The following is a 24,096-nucleotide window of genomic DNA, read 5'->3' as shown; positions in this document are numbered from 1 at the left end:
AATTTTCTTATACTATATATATTTAATTATTTCTTCTATCTCTTGTTCTGTAATGTCCGCTGTCAGCGAGAAGCGGATACGTGATGTCCCTTCGGGCACCGTGGGCGGGCGCACCGGCAGTGCATAGAACCCATGCCTCTGCAGCAGCTCTGCACACAGCACGGTGTCGGCACTGGGGCCGATAATCAGTGGGACGATATGGCTTGCGCTGGGGCATCCGTACCCCTTGGCTTGTAATGCTTCGCGCAGTGTCCGGCTGATTCTTGCCAGATGCTCGCGGTGGTCCTGCATTCTGGCAAGTTTCCGTACGATAAACAGTGTCCAGGCAATACTTGTCGGAGGCAATGCCGTGGTGAAGATGAGGGTTCGCATCCGGTTGACGAGATACTCGCGTATCGTCCGGCAGCAGGCGATGTATGCGCCGGCAGACGCCGCTGCCTTGCCGAAGGTGCCCACGAGGAAATCTATATCCCGGATGCATCCGGTTTCTTCGGCGCAGCCCAGACCGCGCGGTCCCCTTACGCCGAATGCATGGGCTTCGTCCACATAGAGCAGTACGTTGGAGTATCTTTTTTTCAAACGCACCAATGCCGTGAGGTCGGCTTGGTCACCGTCCATGCTGAAGATGCTTTCTGTGACGATAATCAATTGCCGGAATGTTGCATGGTGTTGTTCCAGCAGGCGTTCCAGTTGTACCAGGTCGTTGTGGCGGAAGCGGATGCAGCGTGCGGTGGATAGGCGGATGCCGTCGATGATGCTGGCATGCACCAGCTTGTCTGCCAGTATCAGGGTTTGTGCATCGCTCACGGCGGGTAGAATCCCCATATTGGCATGATAGCCGCTATTGAGCACCAGTGCTGTCTCTGTGCCGAAAAGTGTGGCGAGTTCCGTCTCCAGCTCTTCGTAAATTCCGAAGTTCCCCGTCAGCAGGCGGGAGGAGGAGGAAGTCGGCAGGAAGGTGTCCGGTGTCAGTGTCTGCAGGAATTCTTCCTTTAGCTGGCGGTCGGCAGCCAGACCCAGATAGTCGTTGGACGAAAGGTTCAGCATATGCCGGCCATCGGCTACAACCGTGCGTCCCTCGTGTGTCAGTTGCGGCAGGCGGCGCAGGTTGCTGTGTTCTTTCAATGTTTGCAGCTCTTGCTGCATATAGTTAGTTACGTTCATAAATTCTTGATATAATAATTTTCCCTTTATCCTCTCAATTCATTTCCTGTATAATTTTCATCAACCCTCCCGTCAGCTTCCTCAACTGTTCCGGCTCTATAATGAACGGAGGCATCAGGTATACCAATCTTCCGAACGGGCGTACCCAGATTCCCTCCTCAACGAAGCGTTTTTGCATCCACGCCATGTCTACGGGTTCTTTTGTCTCAATCACCCCGATGGCTCCCAGCACACGTACATCCGTCACTTGCGGTAATCGGCGTGCCGGTTCAAGCTCTTCTTGCAGTTGCCGGCTGATGCGAGTCACCTTGCCTTGCCAGTCGTATTCGGGCGAGGTCAGCAGCTTCACCGAAGCGCATGCCACGGCGCATGCCAGTGGATTCCCCATAAAGGTGGGTCCGTGCATAAACACCTCCGGTGTATGGTTGGAGATGGTATCCGCCACTTCATTCGTCGTCAGTACGGCAGACAACGTCATGTATCCGCCCGTTATGGCCTTTCCTATGCACATGATGTCCGGTTCTACACCCGCGTGCTCCCAGGCAAAGAGTTTTCCCGTCCGTCCGAAGCCCGTGGCTATCTCATCGAATATCAGCAGCAGGCCATGTTCCTTGCATATCTGTGCCGCTTCGCGCAGGTACTGGGGGTGGTAGAACCACATGCCGCCAGCGCCCTGCACCACAGGTTCGAGGATAAGCGCTGCCAGTTCCTCGTGATGCTCCTCTACCAGTTTCCGCAGTTCCACCGTATCCCGTTCATCCCATTCGCCGTGGAAGCGCGAGCGCGGCTGCGGCACGAAATAGCGCACCGGCAATGATGCCCCGAACAGCGAATGCATGCCCGTCACCGGGTCGCAGACAGACATGGCATTCCATGTATCCCCGTGATAGCCCGAACGGATAGTCACAAAATTGTTCTTCTTCGCCTTTCCCTTGCCATACCAGTACTGCACGGCCATTTTCAAGGCTACCTCTACTGCCACCGAGCCCGAGTCGGCATAGAATATCTTCTGCATGGACGGCGGGACAAGCGGTAGCAGCAACTGGCCCAGTTCAATGGCAGGGTCGTGTGTCAGCCCTCCGAACATCACATGCGACATCTTGCCCAGCTGTTTCTCTGCCGCCCGGTTCAGCGTAGGGTGGTTGTACCCGTGGACGGCGCACCACCACGACGACATTCCCTCTACGAGTGTTTCTCCGCTTTCCAGGGTGATGGTGGCGCCTTCGGCATGCTTCACCTTATACACCGGTAGCGGGTTGGTGGTGGAGGTATAGGGGTGCCATAGGTGCTCTCTGTCGAACTGCGAGCCGCAGAACCGGTATCCGGCATCTTCTATCAGTACCTTGTCTTCCGACACTTTCGAGCCGAGCGTTGTCAGCAGGTCGCCCACGATGGCGGAGTTGATGCCGATGTGTAGCGCTTGCTTTACGGCCTCCTTGCTCAGTTGCGAGCGTCCTCCGGCAAAGCGGAGGAAAGCTGTCGGGTTGATGAAGCGGAAGAGGGCGATGGTGGTCAGTATTTCCTCCTCGCTGAGTGGTGCCTGCCGTTCCAGCGGTGTGCCGGGGATGGGGCTCAGGAGGTTGATGGGGATGGACTGTACTTCCAGCTCGCGCAGTGTGAAGGCGAATTCGATGCGTTGCTCCATGCTCTCGCCCATGCCGATGATGCCGCCGCTGCAGATGTCCATGCCTACATTGCGGGCGGCTTGCAGGGTGCGCAGCTTCTCTTCCTGCGTGTGCGTGCTGCACAGTTGGGGAAAGTAGGAGGGGGCTGTCTCCAGGTTGCAGTGATAGCGGGTGATGCCTGCGTCGTGCAGTGCCCGCATTTCGTCTTCGTTGAGCAGTCCCAGTGATGCGCACAACTGGATGGACGAGTGCCGGCGCATGTGCCGGGCGGCTTCGCACAGTTTCTCCATGTTTCTGGAGGAGGGCTTCCGTCCACTGGTCACCAGCGAGAAACGTGCCACGCCCTGGGCTTCATTATGCCGGGCATGCCGCAGGCATTCTTCTTTGTCCACCAGGTCGTACACGTCTGCCTGGGTTTTGTAGTGCGACGACTGTGCACACCACTTGCAGTTTTCCGGGCATCGTCCGGACTTGGCATTAATGATGGAGCACATGTCAAACTCCTCCGAGGCCAGGCCCCGGGTTATCTCGTGGGCAGCTTCGTATAGCGCTTCCTTGTCGGGTTGCACAGCCAGCCATTCGGCTTCTTCCTTACTGATGTGGCTGCCGCGCAGCACTTGTTCCTTTAATTTCTGTAGGGTCATATCTTTCTTGGGTTATGTTCATGGATAAAGACAGAGGTACGGATTGCCGGGGCGGTGCAGCTCGTCATTCTGCTGCATGGCTTCCGGTAATCCGTACCTCTTGTTCTCTTTTGTTTCAGGCTATATGTGTCTTGTCCGCCCGTATTCCCGCAGGGGCGGATGAATTGTGTTTCAAAAAGAATGTGCCGGTTCGTTCCCGGCTCCGTGAGGATACTTGTCAGGGCGCTGCTGCTACCCAGCGGAATGCCGGTGTCGGTTTCCCTTCCTTCCGTTTCTCCTTTCCAGGTACTCTCTTCCCCGCATCCGGCATGTCCGGCGGTTCCCGCAGTCTTCTGTTTGGACAGAGAGCTGTCTGCCACGCTTTTGCGCAGGCAACCGATGGTGACACACCGTCCTATGCTGGCAAATGCAGCGTAGGCTTTTCTGCTCCAGCGGCGGAAGCGGATGGTAGGTGCGGCGGGTGATGTATTCCTCATGTTTTTTTTCAGCCTGATGCGGTTTTGTTTCCTTTTAGCGGATGCAAATGTAGAAAAAATAATTTCATAACGGTAATGGTCATGCATGAAAAAGCCGCGCAATAGTTGCATTTGCGCGGCTCTTCTTTAAGCAATGTCGTAGGATTTCACTCTTTGGACGACTGGTAGTAGAGATACCAGTCATTATTGGTGGCACCATTGGACTCTACCCATTTGGCGAAATCGGGATACTCCAGGTCGATGCGTACGGTTTCCTTTGCCGGAGTGAACCGGATGGGGCCTTCCGTGCCGGTTGTGGCTGGCAGCATGATGGCGAATGGATATTTGCCGTCCTTGTTGATGTAGTAGGCATCGTCTTTGGCTCCGATTTGCTCTGCGTTGGCTTTGCCGGTCGCTTTCTTCTTGGGCAGATGCACTTCTGTCCGGTTGTCGGCTCCGGCTGTATACTGGGCAATGATGAACGGATTCAAGTCGGTTTCCAGATTCTTCTTAGGCAATGTGTTGTCTGCAAATGTACGGGTTACGGTAAATTCGTTGCCCTGCACAGACTTTGCATCGGGGAATAGGATGACAGAAGAGGTCTCTGTTTCATCGACTGCTCCGGCAGGCAGTTCTATGCTGCCTCGCTGGCTGGCCACATATTGCACGGCAAATGCGTTGAAGTATGTGGCGGCACCACTTTTCTGTACGGGTACAAAGGTGTCTTCCACCTTCAGCACATAATTGTTGCTGTTGAATGAAATGGCCCGTTTGTGTTCGATAATCACGTCGTTCAAGTCATAGTCACCGCCATTGGGCCAGATGTCTTCGTAGGCATACGTGCGGTAGGTTGTTTCAGAGCTCGTCACCGTAGGCTCTTCCGGGTCTATGACCGGGCGGTCCGGGTCTTGAATGGCTTCATTGGGGTTAGCATCGATACAGAACAGTATGTCTTCGTAGCTGGTATCATTGCCATCTTCTACTCCATAGACTACCGTGCCGTTGCTGGCGGAGAGGGAGATAAAGCGGGCTTGTTGGTCTGCATATATCTTGTTCCATTCTTTATTGGAATATATATAATTTATAGAGTAGTCGATACCTTCATAGGGGGTATATCCATCGGGGATGATGAAATATCCTATGGTATATCCTGCCGGGAATTTGGTGGAGACGTTACCGTTTTCGTCTCGATACAGAAGTTGTATTTTTGTATTCTTTTCTATGGGAGCGTCATATAGGGAATATTTGTTACCACCTCCAAACCGTTTGGTATATGGGTCGTCCCCTGCAATGGATGCATTGGGAATGATAATGAATTTGTCTACCTTGTCAGGGCTGTTGGGAACTTCATTGGTCTTGTAGTAATAATAGCCGATGGAAGTCAGGTAACCGGCACGTTCGGTCAGGAAGGTCAGATACAGTTCTGCATCGGTAATCGTTACGTGTTGTCCCTGGTTGTTGATATATGCTTGGGCAATGGTGGTGTTCACGTGCTTTGTGTCTCTCACCAAATCTCTGTTGTCCAGATTGTTGGGTTTGCTGTCATGGCCTTTCCACAGCGTGCGTTGCAACTGCTTTAAAGTTCCGTTGTTGAAATTTCCCTTAGTTACAATGTCATTATTATCAGTAATCTCACCGTGAGCTTGTCTCCATCCAACGATGGAGTATACCCGTTCCTTCCTGTCCTTTAGGTCGATAGTCAGGTTGGATTTTGCACGTGTCATGGCAGCTGAGCGAGTGTTGGCATTGTCCTCGGTCATATCTACCACCACTTTGCCGTTTTCCACATCCGCTTCCACATACATGGGGGCTCCCCAACTTTGTGAGATGATATATACCTTTTCTGTCGCTTTGGGCAGTTCTACGTTGCCGGTGAAGCGTCCGTCTGCATCTGCAAAGATTTTAAAAACCGCTTCGCCGTTGATGGAGTAGAGGTTGTTTGTCTGATAGGTGATGGGGTCTTCTGTAAACACCTCTATTAATGCGCCTCCTGCGATTTTTCCATAATTCACGTCAAAAGCTACCTGGGCTGTTGTTGCAAAGTCAAAGTATTCGCTCTCCGGCTTTAGTTCTGTTTTTCCACGTTCGGGATTGTATAGGTCTTTTTCGGTACATCCCGTGAATATGCTGCAGGCAATTGCTGAAATGAGGGTTGCAGCACTAACTTTCGTCATAAGTCTAACTTTCATATTTTTATTGTTGTAGATTGCTTGCTTGTTTGTCTTATGAACGCTGTCTATATCACAACCGCCACCTACTTCACAGACGAGTTGTAGATACTACATTTTCTCGAGCGCTTTTTTCATGTTGCAAATATAAACATAGTATTTATAATCTACAACTTTTGGGGTTTAAAAACACTTTTGGTGGGTTAAAAAGTTGTATAAAGTGAATTGATACTAATTGGATGAATCGAATGGTGCGGGCATAAAAAAAAGGCTATCTATCCCAGACAGCCAATCTTTTGTTAACCTTAAATCTAATACTATGAAAAACACATTGCAAATGTACGTGTTTTCTGATAATCTCCAAATTTGCAGTAGATAATATCATGTTTTATAACAAGACTTAATGGTCATTAAGAACTTTATCTGCAATATTCATCGTACATTTGCTTCTGATATATCATCCGTTTGCCTTTTATGCATTATGCATTCGGTGCAGACGGATGATGTGTTTTCGTGAACTTATATACAGACAAACAACTATAAAACATACATTTATAATGAAATCAATCCAGAACAAAGGAATAAACCTCACCGCAGAAGACCTCAAAAATCGAATCGCTGACAGAAAAGAACGATATGCCAAGCAGCAGGTACGACGCGAGAAATTGGAACAAACCATGGAGAACACCCGCAATGACATCGAGCAACTGGAGTATACCCTTGCACAGATGGAACGTACCGCCAAGCGCTCCCGTAATGCTGCCGTACAGCCTTCCCGTTTTGTTCCCCGCGAGCATATCGCTAGCTTCTTTGCCCGTGTTTCCCGTTTTTTCGACCACCTTCAGCACCGCTTGCACCGTAGCTTGAACTATACTTGGTTCTGCCTTGTGCTATGCTCCCGATATACTTTTCAGAGCCGCCTGAAAAGCGTGGAACGCTGCTGTCTTACACCGGCCACGGTGCTGGGGTACTTCAAGAGGGAGAGGGAGATGTAACCAGTGACTTCGCTCTTATGGTAGAAGCAGCCTTAGGGATTAGTGCGGAACTTCTCGTTAATAGGCAGGCGAGATATAATATGGCTGTCTCTCTTAAAGAAAAATCGCTGACCGATAAGTTGCATGAAATACACAAAATGTGTGCTTCCCTATTATAGTATGAAAGTGTTGCTTTTATCAATAAGACAGTGAGGGTGTGTCATCAACCGTTTTGACACATTCATTTTTCTTGAGCAAGTTTTCTTATTGCCACTCGAACTTTCCCAGTTTTCCCTCCCATTCTAACTTTGCAACATGTTTTATTAATAAATATATGCAAAATGATAAAAGAACAAAGTTTTGAATGGCTGCTCGAGGGATGCCATCGCATTGCAGATGTGGCAGTGGCCTATTACCCAAACTACGCGTATGCCTGCTCGGCCGTAAAGGCCCTGCGCCGTTCCATTGCGGAACACGCTTGCCTGCTGAAGGATCTGACGGACCAGGGCTATACCGCCAGGACTGCCCACCTCACCCCCGTACAGATAGGCATCCTCCTGAGCTACTGGGGGATGCCCGACCACGTGAAGGATATGACCGTGAAAAATCCGTATCTTCTGGTCTCTAAAAAATATGCGAAATAGAGAATGTATTTCTAATACATTCTGATTATTTTAGTATATTATTATATAGGGTGGTGGAGGATGAGGTGAACCCCTCTCTCGCCACCTTATGTATTTCATTAATTTTTAGCCGATTCTAACTGCTTATTTGTATCCCCCTGGCTGGTCCCTTACCTTTGTCGCATTATCGAATTAAGAATAGACAAAAATGGAAAAAGAAATGAGCCCCATGACAACGGAGATGCTGAAGAAAGGCTATCTCCTCTTCCCCAAAGCCTTGTTTGAGGAACAAATGAATATGAAAACCGGAGAGAAAGCCGCCGATGCCTTCGAAGCCTTTGTCTTTGTGCTGACACACGTCAACTACAGCACGGTGACCTGCAACGTCAGGGGACACCTTTTCGACTGTGTACGTGGCGAGTCCGTACTTTCCCTGGCCCGCTGGATGGAGATATTGGGGTGGCCCCGCAACCGTACGCGCTACTTCTTCAACAAGATGTTCGACGCCGGCATCGTGGAGCGGGTGGCCAACCCCTACGTGATGCACATCCGTATCCCCGATTATGATTTCCTTACTGGCAATGCCCGTCCTAAAGCAGCCCCGCGGAAGAAGAAGGCAGCGCCGGTGGCTGGGGTGGGAGAGGACTTCTGCATCTTCTGGGAAAAGTTTCATGACATCACCGAGCATCCCAAGGTAAACATCGGCCGGGCCCGTCGCGAATGGAAAAAATTGACGGCAGGCGAGAAACAGCGGGCACTGGACAACATCGACGAATATTACGACCATCTGAACAACCAAAAATATTGTAAACAAGCCGCCACCTATCTGGCGGACAAATCTTTTGAAAATGAATATGATGACTGAAACTACTTTTTCCCACGACAGTGACCTCGAAGAAGCTGTCATCGGTGCCTGCATGATAGAGCGCGCTGCCATGCCTCTGGTGGCGGACAAACTTCGTCCTGAGATGTTCTACGAGGAGAAGAATCTGGAAATTTTTGCCGCCCTGCAATCGATGTATCGCAGCGCGAAGTCCATAGATACCATCACGCTGAAGAACGAACTGGCAGCCCGTGGCAAACTCGATGCCGTGGGCGGGCCTTACGAACTGTTACGCATCAGCTCGAAGGTCAGCTCCAGTGCTCATCTGGAGTATCATGCGCTCATCCTTAGGCAATTGCACACGCGGCGTATCATGCGTACGGGATTCCAGCAACTGCTGGCGTTCAGTGCCGACGAGTCGATGGATATTGACGACATTCTGGTGGAAGCCCATCGACTGCTGGAGGGGCTGGAGGACGAGAGCGGCGTAGCCGACCACCTTCGCTCCATAGACCGGCTGATGGACGACACGCTGGCCGAGGTGGAGCAGCGTATGGAGCACGGATGCAACGGTATTACGGGTATCCCTACGGGTTTTGACGCTCTGGACCACGTTACGGCGGGCTGGCAGCGCGGCGACTTGAACATCCTTGCTGCCCGTCCGTCGGTGGGGAAGACCGCCTTTGCCCTCCACCTGGCCCGTGCCGCTGCCATGGCGGGGCGTCATGTGGTGGTCTTCAGCCTCGAAATGCAAGGCGAGCGCCTGGGCGACCGCTGGCTGCTTGCAGCTACGGAGGAGGTAGACCCGCAACACCTGCGCAGCGGCCAGCTCACCCCCGGCGAGGTGAGGCAGGTGCATGAGGCGTCTGCCGAGTTGTCGCGGTTGCCCATACTGATAGACGACCATCCGATGACGAGCATGGACCGCGTGCGTTCTTCCGCCCGCCTGCTGAAGAGCAAGAATCGCTGTGACATGGTGATTGTGGACTATCTGCAACTATGTGACATGAGGAGTGACCAGAAAAACCGTAACCGCGAGCAGGAAGTGGCGCAGGCAAGCCGCAAGGCAAAGCTGCTGGCCAAGGAGCTGGATATCCCCGTACTGCTGCTGAGCCAGCTGAACCGGGCGAGCGACGGTACCATAGACCATCGCCCCACCTTGAGCAACCTGCGCGAGAGCGGCGCCATAGAGCAGGATGCGGATATGGTAATGCTGCTTTGCCGCCCTGCCCTCTACGGCAAGACCGTCGATAAGAAGAGTACTTATCCCACCGATGGCCTGGGCATCGTCATCATAGCCAAGCACCGTAATGGCAAAACCGGTGAAGTCTATTTCCATCATAACCAAAGCATGACAAAACTGGTGGACTACATACCACCATTGGAGTGGCTGACGAGGAATGCAAAGTGATGGATGGAAATTTATAGAATACAGGGACACAAAGACACGGAGATTTTTCTTATTGCTTGAAAAACTCTGTGTCTCCGTGTTTTTTGTAGTAAAAAAAATGGCAAAACACTTGACTTCCGCTTCTTAATGTTGTATCTTTGTAATGTGCTTAAGAAAAGGAATAATCATTGATTCGGGCGCCCTATCCCTTCCCTTACCCACTTCTCTCTTATAACTCATTTTTCTTAACTTAAACCTTAACTTTTCAAATTTATGGATGTAATTGTAGAGCGCTTCCAGCGCCGTAAAATCGTGAGCAACCCGGCTTCGCCCATGTTGTACTATCTCCGTCAGAAACCCAAGACCTGCGGCACCGTGGACATCGATGTCCTTGCCGCCTCCATTCAGAAAAACTGTGCCATGACGAAGGGCGACGTGAAGCACGTCATCGAAGCCCTGGTGGAGGAGATTCAAGGCAACCTTGCCAATGGCGATAAGGTGAAGCTGAACCAGCTGGGCACTTTCCACATGACGTTCCGCTGTCCCGGCATGGAGGCCTCGGACAAATGTACGGTGCGCAATATCTCGAAGGTGAATATCCGCTTTATCCCCGACAAGGAGCTGAAGCTGGTGAACGGCAGTACCGCCGTGACCCGCAGCCCGGCGAATGTGGGCTTTGTGCTCGACAAGCCCGAGGAGGGCGGCTCCGGTGGCGGCAATCAAGGCGGTGGTTCCGGAGGCGGCGACGGCGACCAGGGCGAAAATCCGCTGGGATAAAGAAGGAATGATTAAGGGTTAGTGATTAATGGTTAATGAACACAAGCAAATCGCTTATCGCTAATCAATCCCTAATGATTAACCATTAATCATTAGCCCTTAATCCTTAATCACTAATCCTTAACCATTAATTCTTAACCATTAATCCTTAATTTTATGAGTACAAAATCATCTGTTTGGGATAAGATTCTGAAAGTGATAATCGCTGTAGCCTCCGCGCTTATTGGTGCCCTGAGCGCCCATGCCATGACAGTGTAGCGGGTTTCCTTCACTTTTAATTTTTAATTTCTAATTTTTAATTCTCATGAGATTCATCAATCTTATCGTCGTCCATTGTTCCGCCACCCGCTGCGACCGCTGCTATACGGAGCACGACTTGACGACAGACCACCTGCGCCGGGGCTTCTCCGGCGCAGGTTATCATTTTTATATCCGCAAGAACGGTGACATCAAGTCCCTGCGTCCCTTGTCCCTGCCTGGTGCCCATGTCCGGGGTTGGATATTATTAGTATTTATTTAACCATCTTGTTACTTAGTGTACAAAAGTACTATCTACTATACATTACATAATACGTGGGAAAATATGGCAGGATAAACTGGTTATTCTTTCAATAAGTTATGTTCTAGCAACTTGGAGTGAACACTATCCCATAACTCCTTTTGCTTCTCATTCAACATATCTACAGATATGAACGTAGTACCACAAAACACAATATCGCTATATCTTATTACTGGTATTAGTCCGAATTTAGTCCAAGCAAAATAATTATCGTTATATTTATCTGATATGCCAGTGTTACATAGATACATTTCTTCATTGATATTAATAAGTGTCTGTATGGAATGTTCCAGTATATCGAACATCCGACCTCTTAAATCATACTTCATACCATCCGCTACTACTCTTTTGCGGAATCTGGATAGCAAATGCTGCGATAGAATAAAGGCATTATTCAAATTGATATAAACAAAGTCAGTAGTATTATTACCTCTTCTCATATATCCTACTATAAAGAACTGACTAGTATTCTTATAGAATACAAAGAAGTAATATTCTCGTATGGCAGTAACTTTCATACGCCATTCATCACTACTAGTATCGCCTAGATTAGTAATGAAATCTATCATTTCTTGGCTATATGCCAGATTAAATAAATTCTCTGCGTATTCTGTTATATTCATGCCTTATAAATTAAAAAAGGCTACCACCGAAGTAGTAGCCTAAAACATTAGTCGCGGTATTTGGAAAGAAGGGCTTCTCTAGCTTCTGGTGTAGCCTCCTTCAATATGCTTTCAAATTTGGAAAAATTCAGTTCCATATCCAAATCTTTAGGATTCAGTTCTACAACTTTCTCCAAAAATTCAACATACTTTCTATAGGCATCCAGATACTGTTGCGCTTTTCGGATTAGCTGTTCACCAGTTTCTTTAGCAGAAAACCACTTTCCACACAAATCGGCTTGCTTTTGGCGACCTTCATTGATAACCTGTACAAATGTTTTAGCTGATACCTTTAAATTTTGATTCATAATAAATATGTATTAAAATATTATACGGCAAAATTACCGCTAAAGCAAATGCCGCCGTATCAGCGTTACAAAGGTATGTAATATATCTATATGTGTGGTAATTTTGCACCATTCGATTATCATATATTAACAAAAACGTCTTGTTAGGCATAATATGAACTACATACTAAAAAGTACTATAAGACATTTTTATTAACTAGTAGTAGTAATCTATTCCAATCCAGTACTAAAATCAATGTACTATTAAAACACTAGTAGTACTACTGTAACTACTTATCTAGCTAATGAATCTGATACTCTAGGGGATACAAAGGCAGCCGGATAACTGACTGCCTTTTTTTATTGCCGTTTTTTACCTACTAACCAAGTTATATAGCACCTACTTCGATACGTTAATTAATCGCTAATATACAGTTATTTAACTATCTATTCCGAATATCGCCTATCCGTCAATAGCCATAAATATAAACTATTGACAAAAGAAGTGCATAAAGTCACTATTCTTGTCTGCCAGCTTATTCAGAGAAAGGAATAACGGCAATATGGCGATATAGACAAGCTATCTATAGAAAGTGTTCCTTTGATTAGGTACACCGTCCAGAAATGAGTATAATCGTATAGAGATAAAAAGATAAAGAGTTACCACGAGCAGGGGTATATCCAGAACTGCCTAGAGTAATTCAAGCACTATAGATTTTACAGTATATAATGAAACTAACCTAAAACAATTCAATTATGGAGTATTACACGTTTGAACAATTAAAGGAAATGGCTTTCAAGGATGGCATTACCGGCAATAAGGTGGCTGTCGGTATATGGGCTAAAATGAACGGCTTTCTAAAGAAAAAGAAGCAGATAAACAAGCGTAGAATTACATTCTACTTTAAACTGGATAATTGGCAGTCTCGTAATTTATGACTACCGGAGCTTCTCTATAAAGCAGTATCAAGAATTGCATATAATACTTGTTCCGGCATACATAGCCAGCCAGATAACACAAGGAAGTAAATTACAGATGTTTTTTAAAGATAGTCTTAGTGAAGTGGTACTAAGGAAAAATGAACCGTAGTCTATGGGAAATTTGACACCAAGTATAGGGGAAAAATGATACTCTATACATTACTACAATACTAACATTACAACATAGATAATTCAGTGCTTCGCACTTCATTATCAGATTTTGAGCTTTCGTAGATAAGTAACTAATAACAAAAACGTAACATTATGATGATATACAACAACAGACTGTTCAATACCAGAAAGGAATTGAAGCGGTATCTAGGTGGAACACGTAAATACAACAAGGCTCTGAAAAACGGAGAAATTTATAACATATACCAAGAAGAATCAAATAACCAACCGTTTGCGCACAATGGAACAACAATATACGACACTGACAAAAGACATTAATAATATAGATAATAAGGATGCCATAGTATATGCCTATATAAAATCAAGGATGAACTATAAAACTTCCATTGCGGATAATATTACAGAAAAGGAGATTGCCGAAAAATTAGGCATATCATTAAGCACAGTTAAAAGAAGCGTTTCAAGGCTAAAGAATAATAAGAATCTTATTGATAAAGTAATAAGTAACAATGTGATAGCAGAGGGAAGCTATAAGACGTACAATAAATATCATGTGGAAAAATGCAATGAAAACTTCTTTTACATTTATAACAGTTTCTTTAATGATGATATGAACATAGCAAAAGCCAGTGAGAGAATCAACGTAAAGAACTTCTTGCTTAAAATAAAGGCAATATGTAAAAAGGAAACGAACAAGTATATAAGTGAAAATCCGTATCTGGATGGGCTTAACAAAACGGAACTTTCTAAAAAACTGGGCATTGATACAAAGACATTAGACAAATATCTGAAAATAGCAGTCAATGCAGGACAGATAAAATATATAACTAATGGTTTGCTGATACTGAACAAGTCCATTATTCCAGATTTTAAGAAAGATGATACAGATACAAGAATCTATCATATTATTTATGACTGGTGCATTGATAACGGTGTTGTTCCACCAGACAGAAACGATGAAATAACAGTAATGGAAGATGGCAGTGTCAGAAGAAGAAACAGCTTACTTATTGAAATAGCTGGAAAGCTAGACTATATGAAAGATGAAGAAATTAGGAGTTTGCTAACTAATAGAATAACTTCCGAAGAAATAACTTTGGAGTATATAGCTAAAGTGCTGAATATAAAAACTAAAAAGAAGAAAGAAGATATACAGTATTCCGTCATGCTTGACTAAACTAGCTAATCACCTACATTCAGTTTAGCTAAAAGTCAAGAAAACAGATATATAAAGTACTTCATATAAGAATCCCCCTCCCCATTCAGCCAGTAACCTTAAATATATAAGAGTGTCTGCCTTACGAGTTCACAACCCACTTAGTCCCCCTCTGTATATTGATATAAAAAAGAATTATTAATCATTTAAACTTTTATCAATATGAATAATTTAGTTATCATGCCAACAGAGAAAAGAACTTTGAATTTAGGAGAATATGCAGAAGAAGCTACTATAATTGTGGAAGAAACTGCAACGCCAAGCATTACTTTCTTGGAAGCAAATACAGATTCTATTACACTGGAAGAACTTGCAAACAAATGTGTTGTGCCTACTTGGGCTAACTTGGAATCAACCATTTCACACCAAGACTTTATTTCTTGTGTGCATGAGGCTGCAAGTTCATTCTATGCAGGTGAAAAGGTGAGCTTTCCGGAAATAAGAGTTTCGCATATAGTACGTGGCAGAATACCGTCCGCGCTTGGTAAGAAAGCAAATGAACTGTTAGAATGTGAAAAGACACAATTCTATCAAAGACTTGCGTTTGCTTTTACTGTTCCCACCATTTTTGAAACAATAAGAGGGCAAAAACTTGAACTGTGCATAGGTGGGGTAAGAAATTACAGTGACTTGAATCTGTACCGTTCTTCCAAAGGCTTAGAAAAGTTTTCCGTCTTTATTGGCTGGAGAATGAAAATTTGTTCCAATCAGATTCTTACTGGTGAGGGTGTGAGGTTCAACATGGAAGTAACCAATATCAATGAACTTTACAGAAATGTACTGGAATTGCTTAACAGCTTCAATGCTGCCAAAGAAATACATTTGATGCAGGCATTATCAGATACTTATCTATCTGAAACACAGTTTGCACAAGTGGTAGGCAGAATGAGAATGTACCAGGCACTTTCACCCACAAGACAGAAAGCAATACCAAGGCTACTAATCACTGACAGCCAAATAAATAGTGTGTGTCGTGATTATTACACAAATGAAGTATTTGGAGTGAAAGATAATGCTATATCTCTTTTTGATTTTCATAATTTACTCACACAGTCAAACAAGAACAGCTACATAGACAGCTATTTACAACGTGGGGTAAATGCTACAGAGGTAAGTGTTGGGCTGAACAATGTATTACAAGGACTGGATAATAAATATTCTTGGTTCTTGGGCTAAACTAATTAATGAGAGGACATCTATTTATTAGGTGTCCTTTCTTTTTTAATAACTTAAAAATACTACAGAATGAATGATAATGAAAAACTAGTACTATGGAGCATACTAGTAGTATTGCTACTAATAATAATTGGTGTTATCAATCCTTTTTTATTGATACTGATTATATCTATCTTTATTTATATACAATCATAGAATATTCACTAATATACAAAGTGAATGTTTTGCTATAAATCAATATATTAACTAATTGGCTAGTATGTTGGTAATGGTGAAACATTCACTTTTATTTATTTACATATAAAACAGAACATTATGAGTTTAAAATATTCAAGCACTACAGCAGATTATCTAGTTTGGTCTGATGCAATGAATTTAATAAGGAAATTGGCTAAAGATGGAAATTACAAAATTTCACTTCTTATAGCTTTGGGGTGTTTCACTGGTTTAAGAATATCAGATATTCTAGCTTTGAGATGGAAACAGATATTAAATACCAGTGAGTTTACAGTAATAGAGAAAAAGACAAATAAGGTGAGAACTATTAGGATAAATGCCCAACTTGGGCAGCACATTAAAGAATGCTATGAACAGATAAAGCCTATAGGAATTAATGCACCTATCTTAGTAAGTCAAAAAGGAACTGTTTTCACTGTTCAGAGAATCAATGTAATACTAAAAGAGATAAAGAAGAAATATCACTTAAAAGTGAAAAACTTTAGTTGTCATTCACTTAGAAAGACTTTTGGCAGACAAGTTTATAATATGAACAGTGACAATTCAGAACTTGCCCTAGTTAAACTTATGGAACTGTTTAATCATAGTTCTGTAACCATAACTAAAAGATACTTGGGACTAAGACAAGAAGAACTGTTAAATACTTATGATTGTTTGAGTTTCTAATTAGTGGGACAAAGTTTGAAATTTCTGTTGTTATCATGCCATTCTCAGAAATAAAGAACTTTGTCCCGTTCTCTAATATACAGTAACTTTCAAAAACTGCAATGTAAGAAGAACTGTAAATAATGGTTATATATAAATCTGATGGGACATGATTCCAAGCCAAACAGATAGCGATAATGTAATTAGTTCCGCATTGGTGCAAGCGTAAGAAAATTATCTTTTAAAAAAGGCATGATGCAGCTTGTAACCTATAGTATGTTGATTTTTCGGGAGTATTTATAAGTATCGAACAGCCGTACTAATCTGCAATATCAGAAAAACAGCTATAATGTTTATAACTGATAGTAGGTATGAGTTTTAAAAATTATCGTCTTATATGCCCACTTCTAATTTTTATACCGCTATGAAGTTACAACTAAAAGAAACTGATACTAGCTAATTACTTACTACAAATATGTTTTGGAACACTTGGGACTGCATTTATCAGCGTTTTATCTTTAGCTATTCAAAACCTTTCGCTAACTTTGCAGCAATTTCAGAGGTCTTAATGCGTTAAGACACTGAAAGGACATATTTAACGAAAGGTGTTATTGAAATTATCTTCGTAGTAAAATTCTCGCAAAATTTTATACGGCATGAAGATGATAGCAATAGCACCACACCATTTGATATATACCTACCTTATATGAACTTATAAGGGTTTTTAGATATTGTCAATATTGGTGTGGGTTGCTATTGTTTTATCCATGCCAAGGCAATGCGAGAAGCCATACTACGGATAAAGCAAATATAGTTCCCACACCTTATTTTTTATCCGCTTCTTCGGGGAATTGGGAGGCAACTATAAACAAAGTTTTATATGAGCGATGACAGACTAAAATTTGCTTCCTATAAATACAAGAGAGATAATATAGAGGTAACAGCCAAAATTTCATTGCATAAAAGAGAATTAGGACTAAGAGATTACCTTTTAGCACCTCGTTCACCTTTCTATATAAAAATAGAAAATGGCATTAGATATGATGAAAAGCCTTTGATAATTGAGGGTAAGGATATAAAAGACATGAATAAAAGATTTGAACGAATCACATTCTTTTATTATGTAAAGTCTTATTTATGTACTCATGACACAATTTTGGAGTTACCATTTCTTAATTTTATAGATGTGGGAAACCATGTAAAATTTGGTCCAGTTAATTTTTCTCCAGATAATAACACATACACATTTTTCATGTATTGTGATTGTTCTCTATATCCCCAATTAAGCAAACTGATTAAGTATGATATAAAAGAATCAGAACTATATAGTATTGTATGGATAGTAACAGAGCAATCTGTCACGTTAAACAAAGTACGAAAGGGAATAAGCAGTTTTGCCGAAGCATGTAAAATAGCCCAAGAATTATATAGACACCAAAATCATATAGAATTTAAAAATTTGGTGTTCGACCTCTTAGCACGACACTTATATTTATGCAACTTCCACTGGGGATAAAGTGGCGTATATGTGATTTCTACTTCAATAGAAGTGCTAGCGATAATATATTATCAGCAAACATTAACAACTTAAATATCAAACAAAGATGAAAACTTTTAGATTAATTAGAATGGCTTTATTAGCCGTAGTTATGAGCATTAACTTCACGTCTTGCAGTGATGATGATGAAGAACCTATCAAAAACGATGATGGTATTATTACCAATCAAAAACGACTAATGGAGATTAAAGAAACTAACGCAGAGGGTAGTATTGAAATATATACATTCTCATACGATAGCAAAGGGCGATTAATATCTGTTACTGACAGTTGGAACGATAAAGAATATTATACTACTCGTTTTACTTGGGGGAATAATACCATTATAGCAACTTCTGATGATGATGATGCAAATACATACACGCTTACTGACAATTTGGTAAGAAAACAACAAGGAGATGGAGAATATAGCAAAATATTCACTTATAATTCATCCAACCAATTAATTAAGGTAGATGAAATGGATGAAAGACATAGTAGTGACGATTGCAGCTATACTTATACTTGGGATAATGGGAAAATGACAAAATATATCTACAAAGAGAATAATAGTGAAAATTCTTATGTTTATGAATATACCTACAATGGAAAGACTTGTAAGGGATGGTTCCCAAACATAGAAGATGAAAGTTGGACTCCTTTAGATGATGATTATATTTTCTTCGCACATCCCGAACTGATAGGTATGCGTACTAACCAACTGCCCGAACAGATATTCAATAAGTACACTGATAAAAGCGAATATTACGATGAATATTATAAAGAGACTTGCAAATATGAATATACTGATGAAGAAACAACTAAATTTGACTATACTTTAAATAAAGACGGGTATTTGGAAAGTTGTACTGTAACATATACAAGCGTAGAAACTACCAAGCGTTCATTTACAGACAAGAATGGTGACGGTGTTATTACTGACGATGAAAGAAATGTAACAGAAACTCGTACCGAAACTGATATTACAATTTATTCTTTTAAGTGGGAATAAATACATTAAATAGATTCATATTAAAAATAAAACAACAATGAAAGCATTCAGATTAAATGGAATGGCAATTATTGCCATCCTCTTTAGTATAAGCTTTACGTCTTGCGGTGACAATTATGATGATTCTATTATTATAGACAGAGTAGACAATTTGGAGAATAGGGTTACGCAACTGGAAGAAATCTGCAAACAAATAAACACAAATATCTCCTCTCTGCAAAACATTGTGGCAGCGTTGGAAAACAACGATTATGTAACAAGCGTAACTCCTATTACCAAGGATGGTAAGGAAGTGGGTTATACTATTACATTTACTAAAAGCCAACCCATAACTATCTATCATGGAAAGGATGGGAAAGATGGTGCAGACGGAAAGGATGGAGTAAATGGTACTGATGGAAAAGATGGAGTCACGCCTATTATTGGGGTGTCAAAGGATTCTGATGGAATTTACTATTGGACACTCGATGGAAAATGGCTTTTGGATAGTGACGGAAATAAAATAAAGGCTATAGGCACTGATGGAAAAGACGGAGAAAGTGGTACGGATGGAAAGGACGGTATCACTCCACAATTAAAGATAGAAAATAATTTCTGGTATGTGTCTTATGATAAAGGGGCTAACTGGACTAAGTTAGGGGCTGCCGCTACAACTGTTGATGAAACATTTAAAGATGTGACAGTCAATGACAATACAGTAACCTTTACATTGGCAGACAATACAACTTTTACTCTTCCCCGATATAAAGCTGTAAGTATAACTTTTAATGTGCAAGAACAAGGCATTTCAGCAGGGCAGACTGTTCAGATTCCATATACACTGAAAAGGACTACAGATAAGACTATAGTATCAGCCTCGTCAGACGGAAATTATAAAGTAAGATTGGAAAATCAGACTACAGACGGTGGCATTATAACAGTGACCGCTCCCGATTCTTATGTTGATGGGTATGTCAATGTGTTGGTTTCTGACGGAAACGGATATACATCTCTGAACGTGATTAACTTCTACGAATGGGAAATGAATATCAGCAGTTCAGAAGAAGGACAGCCGCTTACCTACAGCATACCTACAGACGGAGGAAAAGTAACCATACCATTAGACGTAAACTTCGATTACGAAGTGCTCATTCCCGAAGATGCAGCCGATTGGGTGAGTGCGACAATAAAAAGTCGTGCAGTGATACGCAATGAAAAAATATCATTGGATATAGAGCCTAATATGACGCCCAATGCCCGCGGTTGTGTCATTTCTCTTTTGCCAAAGAATGGGACGAAAGCATTGGCTAAAATCAGAATCCAGCAGCGTTCACAAGCCCAGACCCAAGCGGAAAAGGTATTCAAGAACAAGTTTCCACAACAAGTGGATGATATGAAATTCACTTATTCAAATGGTTTTCTTACTAAAATGGAGGATGACTATGGAACGGCTACATTTACCTACAATTATCCTGCAAAGACTAAAGCTGTTGGCGTACCTGATGTTATAGTAGAGTATGATGGTAGTAATAAAGCCCCAAACTATACGATTGAGGTATGGGTGAACTCACAAGGATTTGCAGAAGAAATCCATCAGACGATTACTGAATCCAGTGGTTATACTTATTCCAATACAAAAACATGTAAATATGATTCCGAAGGACATCTCATCTTTATGAAAGACAGTAGAGAGAATAGAGAATACACTATCACATGGGAAGATGGAAATATTATTAAAGTTCAAACAAAACGTTTCTTTGACAATGATAACAAATTGGAATGGGAAAGACTTCACGACTTCGATTACTATACTACTCCCAATAGTAAATACATGTTGTTCTACTATGACATTTATAGTATAGACATTGACGAGGTGGATTGTCTTTATTGGGCTGGCTATTTAGGTATCGCTCCTAAAAACCAGACAAAATCATTGAATGGTAGTACTATAGACTATAATGGTTTTAGTCAAACCGAGAATTACAATTATACATGGAGCAGCAATGGAGTAACAATTGATGGTGGTAGAGAGATTTATTTTATACCCTAATTTGTTTATAGCCAAACAACACTATTAAGCCCAAAAGCCAACCTACCCATTATAAACAAATGGATAAGTTGGCTTTTTCAGTTCTGAACAAATAACATATTATTAACTTTTTCTCCTTTTGAACTTCATGGATGGGGTAAGTCCGTACACGCACTCTGGAAAATAAGTGCGGAGAAATGCTTTATTCGCTAAACTATAAGTGGTAATAGTGTGCGTTTCCATATAATCGGGGATAAGATATACCCCTGCATCTTTTCTTATCTAATTTTTCATAGCTATAAAATTTTGAGTTTCACATATACAAGCATATTTAGCTTCTAGAACATTACCAAGTCATAAATACGAAACTTTCAATGAACTACAAATAGGAGTACTTTTATAACTAATACTAGCAATGAGATAATAACAAGAATACAATATGAACTATTATATACTACCATTTAAATATACTACCCACCTAGGTAGTATAGTACCGTATATAGTAGTAGGCTACAATCCATTTTCTTTCAATGCTTTCTTTCTGGCTCTATACTCCCTTTGTCTTCTGGCATTTTCTTCCTTGTGTTCCTGACAATATCTTTTATTATACTCCGAACTTTTTTCCACGTTTCTAGGAGTTATAAACCGCCTTTCATAGCATTTTATTTCTTCCCCTTTGGAATATCCGTCTATCAGTGAAAACACTTTGTTGGCTTTAGTATGCAGTTCAAATCTAAGCGGTTCATTATTATATGGTATATAGATAGAAATATTACACTTGATAGTATTAATTCTATCAATAAATGCGTATTCTATAGTTTCGTGTATAATCTCAAATCTCAATTTATCATCCGTAATATTAGAAACGTCCAGTTCTTTAGGTTCGTCCACTTTAATCAGCAGACCTTGAATCTGTTCCCTTTCCATATAATACTGTGACAGCATTTTTCTTTCATCAGCCAATTTGCCACCTAGTTGCTTGATAATCCCTTTGGCTCTGTCAATACTCATAGTTCCGTCCAGATAAGCACTGTCTTCCACCTTGGTTATTCTGTTCTCAATATCTTTCAAGTTTTTTTCGGAAGTGGCAATCTTATTATCGTATTCTTTCAGTTTCTTCTGGTAGGTAATTCTATCTTTAGTATTACCAGTGATTAGCTTACTAAGGTAAAGTCCCGAAGCGACACGCCACAATATACTATCCACAATATTTATTTGCACCCATATCCCTTTATCGCAATTCTGGCAGTGATAGGTGTTGTTATTTTTCTTGGCTACCATAATACTGCCACAATAAGGACATCTAAGCAAACCTTTACCAAAGTAATAATTATCATATTTCTTTTTGGGAAGCAATATATTGCCCTTGGCAATCTCCTTACACTTGTTTATCATTTCTATGGTAACTATCGGAGGATAAACATTACCTTCTGTTTTTAATTTGTTCAAACCGCTAAAACTGGAGGGTTCACCTGCATAGGCTATATTTCTAAGCGTCAAACTAACAAACTTACAAGCATAGGTTCTACTGCCTTTTCTAATGATACCTTGTTCTGTCAATTCTTTAGCCAATGAATTATAGCTGTAATTACCAGTAAGATACATATTAAATATTTTACGTACCACACTGGCTTCTTTCTCGTCTTCCACTATCTTACCATTATCCACCTTATAGCCATATAGCAACCATCCACCAGTATAGATAGACTGTTTACGGTTAGCATCCTTGGTACGTTTCCATCTGGCTAGCTTGGTTCTCATTTCACTTTCTGCCATCTGGCTGAACAAGGTAAACACCATATCTGCCGCCTCATCTACAGTTCCATCATCTTTTAACAGTCTGATTGATGGGTTCTTTACTATAAGCTGTACCTTTCTTTCTACCAGATAATCCAAGACACTAAAATTTATCTTCTTCTTTCTGGCGATACGTGATACTTCCCAACAATAGACACAATTTATAGTATTGTCTGATTCTATCAGTTCTTTCATTCTGTTAAGTCCGGCACGCTCTTCTTCTGGCAGTTTAATACCAGATTCTTTCTCGCAAATAGAAATAATATCTTCTGGCTTGTAACCGTCCTTGACAGCCATCCGATAAATCTCCTTTTCTTGTTCGTCAAAGTCCTGCACCTTGGTAGATACTCTTACTAATAATATTGCTTTCATACTATCATTTACTAATCAGATGCAAATATAGTAATATAAGTAACAAGATGTTTAAATATAGGTAAAGAATAGAATGCAGGTAGCATCGGTGTCTGCTACGAAGGCGGTCTTGACGAGTGCGGTCGCCCTGCCGATACACGCACCCTTTTTCAAAAGCACTCCCTGCGTGTGCTTGTGTTGCTGCTGCTGAAGGATTATCCCGGTTCCCGGCTTTGCGGTCACCGCGACCTGAGCCCCGACCTGAACCATAACGGGGAGATAGAGCCGGAAGAGTGGGTGAAACAATGTCCCTGCTTTGATGCGGCGACTATACTGACAGAACCGCCACCACCCAATCCGGCATGCTTATAAAATGTTTTTATTCTCTTTCTTCGTGCTCTTCGCGCGCACGTATATATATAATGTATAGTTATTTTCTCTCTTTTTCCTTTCTTCAAAATTGTTCATGCGAAATGCATTTATGAATCAGTAAGTTACAAAAAAGTTTCATTTTTATTAAAAAAAATGATAGATATGTTTGGCTTGTATTGTTAAATCCTATACCTTTGCACCCGCTTTCCAAGAGAAGGAAAGTGGTAAGATTGAAATACTGAAACAGAAGTGTGGAAGGTGACACAGAGAAATAAAAAGAGATAAAAATATTTTTCGAAAAACATTTGGAACTTATTAATAATTCTCCTTATTTTTGCAGTCCGACTCGCAAAGAAAAAGAACTTTTCTTGTTTTGCTTTTCTTATCCTTGTTTAAAGGATTTGAAAATACAGAAAAGAGAAAAAATAAAAAAAAACTTCCGAAAATATTTGGAAGATATGCTTTAAAGTTCTTACCTTTG

Annotated in this window: 20 protein-coding genes and 2 pseudogenes; 15 read left to right on the top strand and 7 right to left on the bottom strand. The window is 42.1% G+C overall.

From position 1 onward, the window contains the following. Positions 1-12: 12 nt before the first annotated feature. The 4 genes from DW947_RS09430 to DW947_RS09410 all read right to left on the bottom strand — a co-directional run bounded on the left by DW947_RS09430 (position 13) and on the right by DW947_RS09410 (position 6,077). Positions 13-1,164 (bottom strand): 8-amino-7-oxononanoate synthase, encoded by a 1,152-nt coding sequence (locus DW947_RS09430; protein ID WP_035448731.1) that lies wholly within the window; start codon positions 1,162-1,164, stop codon positions 13-15. 34 nt (positions 1,165-1,198) lie between these two features. Continuing rightward, positions 1,199-3,433 (bottom strand): adenosylmethionine--8-amino-7-oxononanoate transaminase, encoded by a 2,235-nt coding sequence (bioA, locus tag DW947_RS09425; RefSeq protein ID WP_117963133.1) that lies wholly within the window; start codon positions 3,431-3,433, stop codon positions 1,199-1,201. After that, complete coding sequence (locus DW947_RS09420; RefSeq protein WP_117963131.1) at positions 3,430-3,909, bottom strand: hypothetical protein; 480 nt, start codon at positions 3,907-3,909, stop codon at positions 3,430-3,432. Before DW947_RS09420 ends, bioA begins: the two co-directional genes overlap by 4 nt. Positions 3,910-4,055: 146 nt before the next feature. Continuing rightward, the gene (locus tag DW947_RS09410; RefSeq protein WP_117963129.1) at positions 4,056-6,077 is read right to left on the bottom strand and encodes an LruC domain-containing protein; all 2,022 of its coding nucleotides are present in this window, start codon (positions 6,075-6,077) and stop codon (positions 4,056-4,058) included. A 536-nt stretch (positions 6,078-6,613) separates the two neighbouring features. Between DW947_RS09410 and DW947_RS09405 the strand changes: the two genes are divergently transcribed. From DW947_RS09405 to DW947_RS09375, 7 genes and pseudogenes are all read left to right on the top strand, one after another. Continuing rightward, on the top strand, positions 6,614-7,051 hold the full coding sequence (locus DW947_RS09405) for a hypothetical protein (RefSeq protein WP_022400566.1): 438 nt from the start codon (positions 6,614-6,616) through the stop codon (positions 7,049-7,051). 320 nt (positions 7,052-7,371) lie between these two features. Continuing rightward, entirely contained in the window at positions 7,372-7,674 is a 303-nt protein-coding gene (locus DW947_RS09395; protein WP_005831107.1) for a DUF4248 domain-containing protein, read from the top strand. A gap of 187 nt (positions 7,675-7,861) precedes the next feature. After that, positions 7,862-8,518 carry a hypothetical protein gene (locus DW947_RS09390; RefSeq protein WP_008664714.1) on the top strand — a complete coding sequence of 219 codons (657 nt, stop codon included), beginning with the start codon at positions 7,862-7,864 and terminating at the stop codon, positions 8,516-8,518. After that, entirely contained in the window at positions 8,508-9,887 is a 1,380-nt protein-coding gene (gene dnaB / locus DW947_RS09385; RefSeq protein ID WP_057097972.1) for a replicative DNA helicase, read from the top strand. The genes DW947_RS09390 and dnaB overlap by 11 nt, the downstream gene beginning before the upstream one ends. Positions 9,888-10,139: 252 nt before the next feature. Beyond that, on the top strand, positions 10,140-10,643 hold the full coding sequence (locus DW947_RS09380; protein WP_055288612.1) for an HU family DNA-binding protein: 504 nt from the start codon (positions 10,140-10,142) through the stop codon (positions 10,641-10,643). A 156-nt stretch (positions 10,644-10,799) separates the two neighbouring features. Beyond that, positions 10,800-10,901, top strand: coding sequence for a smalltalk protein (locus DW947_RS21575; protein ID WP_005837396.1), 102 nt, complete (start codon positions 10,800-10,802; stop codon positions 10,899-10,901). Positions 10,902-10,947: 46 nt separating this feature from the next. Then, positions 10,948-11,142: pseudogene (locus DW947_RS09375) on the top strand (N-acetylmuramoyl-L-alanine amidase); the annotation flags it as partial. Positions 11,143-11,243: 101 nt separating this feature from the next. On the opposite strand, the gene DW947_RS09370 reads toward DW947_RS09375, so the two are convergent. After that, positions 11,244-11,825, bottom strand: a complete 582-nt coding sequence (locus DW947_RS09370; protein ID WP_117963125.1) for a hypothetical protein — start codon at positions 11,823-11,825, stop codon at positions 11,244-11,246. Positions 11,826-11,872: 47 nt separating this feature from the next. After that, positions 11,873-12,172: a hypothetical protein gene (locus DW947_RS09365; protein ID WP_117963123.1), complete on the bottom strand. Its 300-nt coding sequence runs from the start codon at positions 12,170-12,172 to the stop codon at positions 11,873-11,875. A gap of 735 nt (positions 12,173-12,907) precedes the next feature. Between DW947_RS09365 and DW947_RS09360 the strand changes: the two genes are divergently transcribed. The 7 genes from DW947_RS09360 (at position 12,908) to DW947_RS09320 (ending at position 21,116) form a co-directional block, all read left to right on the top strand. After that, a complete protein-coding gene (locus DW947_RS09360) occupies positions 12,908-13,090 on the top strand; it encodes a hypothetical protein (RefSeq protein ID WP_117963121.1) in 183 nt (60 codons plus the stop codon). A 541-nt stretch (positions 13,091-13,631) separates the two neighbouring features. Further along, complete coding sequence (locus DW947_RS09350) at positions 13,632-14,441, top strand: helix-turn-helix transcriptional regulator (RefSeq protein ID WP_117963197.1); 810 nt, start codon at positions 13,632-13,634, stop codon at positions 14,439-14,441. A gap of 201 nt (positions 14,442-14,642) precedes the next feature. Further along, positions 14,643-15,656: a DUF3871 family protein gene (locus DW947_RS09345; protein ID WP_117963119.1), complete on the top strand. Its 1,014-nt coding sequence runs from the start codon at positions 14,643-14,645 to the stop codon at positions 15,654-15,656. Positions 15,657-15,971: 315 nt separating this feature from the next. Then, entirely contained in the window at positions 15,972-16,559 is a 588-nt protein-coding gene (locus tag DW947_RS09340) for a tyrosine-type recombinase/integrase (RefSeq protein ID WP_117963117.1), read from the top strand. An 859-nt stretch (positions 16,560-17,418) separates the two neighbouring features. Next, positions 17,419-18,054 (top strand): hypothetical protein, encoded by a 636-nt coding sequence (locus tag DW947_RS09330; RefSeq protein WP_117963115.1) that lies wholly within the window; start codon positions 17,419-17,421, stop codon positions 18,052-18,054. Positions 18,055-18,142: 88 nt separating this feature from the next. Next, complete coding sequence (locus DW947_RS09325; protein WP_117963113.1) at positions 18,143-19,087, top strand: DUF4595 domain-containing protein; 945 nt, start codon at positions 18,143-18,145, stop codon at positions 19,085-19,087. 37 nt (positions 19,088-19,124) lie between these two features. Further along, positions 19,125-21,116 carry a PL29 family lyase N-terminal domain-containing protein gene (locus tag DW947_RS09320; protein WP_220392992.1) on the top strand — a complete coding sequence of 664 codons (1,992 nt, stop codon included), beginning with the start codon at positions 19,125-19,127 and terminating at the stop codon, positions 21,114-21,116. A 489-nt stretch (positions 21,117-21,605) separates the two neighbouring features. Here the strand turns inward: DW947_RS09320 and DW947_RS09315 are convergent, their stop codons facing one another. Next, complete coding sequence (locus DW947_RS09315; RefSeq protein WP_117963111.1) at positions 21,606-23,264, bottom strand: recombinase family protein; 1,659 nt, start codon at positions 23,262-23,264, stop codon at positions 21,606-21,608. Positions 23,265-23,336: 72 nt separating this feature from the next. Between DW947_RS09315 and DW947_RS09310 the strand changes: the two are divergent. After that, positions 23,337-23,615: pseudogene (locus DW947_RS09310) on the top strand (N-acetylmuramoyl-L-alanine amidase); the annotation flags it as partial. Positions 23,616-24,096: the final 481 nt, after the last annotated feature.

Origin of the sequence: Bacteroides sp. AM44-19, from assembly GCF_003603395.1 — a bacterium.
Lineage (GTDB): Bacteria > Bacteroidota > Bacteroidia > Bacteroidales > Bacteroidaceae > Bacteroides > Bacteroides uniformis.
Note: the sequence above shows the minus strand (reverse complement) of the source record. Positions and strands in the feature narration are given on the sequence as shown.

Excerpts from the sequence above, each read along its gene's own strand:
- DW947_RS09325 (WP_117963113.1), top strand. The coding sequence starts at position 18,143 with ATGAAAACTTTTAGATTAATTAGAATGGCTTTATTAGCCGTAGTTATG.
- DW947_RS09365 (WP_117963123.1), bottom strand. The coding sequence starts at position 12,172 with ATGAATCAAAATTTAAAGGTATCAGCTAAAACATTTGTACAGGTTATC.
- DW947_RS09430 (WP_035448731.1), bottom strand. The coding sequence starts at position 1,164 with ATGAACGTAACTAACTATATGCAGCAAGAGCTGCAAACATTGAAAGAA.
- DW947_RS09380 (WP_055288612.1), top strand. The coding sequence starts at position 10,140 with ATGGATGTAATTGTAGAGCGCTTCCAGCGCCGTAAAATCGTGAGCAAC.
- bioA (WP_117963133.1), bottom strand. The coding sequence starts at position 3,433 with ATGACCCTACAGAAATTAAAGGAACAAGTGCTGCGCGGCAGCCACATC.
- DW947_RS09330 (WP_117963115.1), top strand. The coding sequence starts at position 17,419 with ATGAGCGATGACAGACTAAAATTTGCTTCCTATAAATACAAGAGAGAT.
- DW947_RS09420 (WP_117963131.1), bottom strand. The coding sequence starts at position 3,909 with ATGAGGAATACATCACCCGCCGCACCTACCATCCGCTTCCGCCGCTGG.
- DW947_RS09345 (WP_117963119.1), top strand. The coding sequence starts at position 14,643 with ATGAATAATTTAGTTATCATGCCAACAGAGAAAAGAACTTTGAATTTA.
- DW947_RS09350 (WP_117963197.1), top strand. The coding sequence starts at position 13,632 with ATGAACTATAAAACTTCCATTGCGGATAATATTACAGAAAAGGAGATT.
- DW947_RS09395 (WP_005831107.1), top strand. The coding sequence starts at position 7,372 with ATGATAAAAGAACAAAGTTTTGAATGGCTGCTCGAGGGATGCCATCGC.
- DW947_RS09360 (WP_117963121.1), top strand. The coding sequence starts at position 12,908 with ATGGAGTATTACACGTTTGAACAATTAAAGGAAATGGCTTTCAAGGAT.
- DW947_RS09405 (WP_022400566.1), top strand. The coding sequence starts at position 6,614 with ATGAAATCAATCCAGAACAAAGGAATAAACCTCACCGCAGAAGACCTC.
- DW947_RS09370 (WP_117963125.1), bottom strand. The coding sequence starts at position 11,825 with ATGAATATAACAGAATACGCAGAGAATTTATTTAATCTGGCATATAGC.
- DW947_RS09320 (WP_220392992.1), top strand. The coding sequence starts at position 19,125 with ATGAAAGCATTCAGATTAAATGGAATGGCAATTATTGCCATCCTCTTT.
- DW947_RS09340 (WP_117963117.1), top strand. The coding sequence starts at position 15,972 with ATGAGTTTAAAATATTCAAGCACTACAGCAGATTATCTAGTTTGGTCT.
- dnaB (WP_057097972.1), top strand. The coding sequence starts at position 8,508 with ATGATGACTGAAACTACTTTTTCCCACGACAGTGACCTCGAAGAAGCT.
- DW947_RS09390 (WP_008664714.1), top strand. The coding sequence starts at position 7,862 with ATGGAAAAAGAAATGAGCCCCATGACAACGGAGATGCTGAAGAAAGGC.
- DW947_RS09315 (WP_117963111.1), bottom strand. The coding sequence starts at position 23,264 with ATGAAAGCAATATTATTAGTAAGAGTATCTACCAAGGTGCAGGACTTT.
- DW947_RS21575 (WP_005837396.1), top strand. The coding sequence starts at position 10,800 with ATGAGTACAAAATCATCTGTTTGGGATAAGATTCTGAAAGTGATAATC.
- DW947_RS09410 (WP_117963129.1), bottom strand. The coding sequence starts at position 6,077 with ATGAAAGTTAGACTTATGACGAAAGTTAGTGCTGCAACCCTCATTTCA.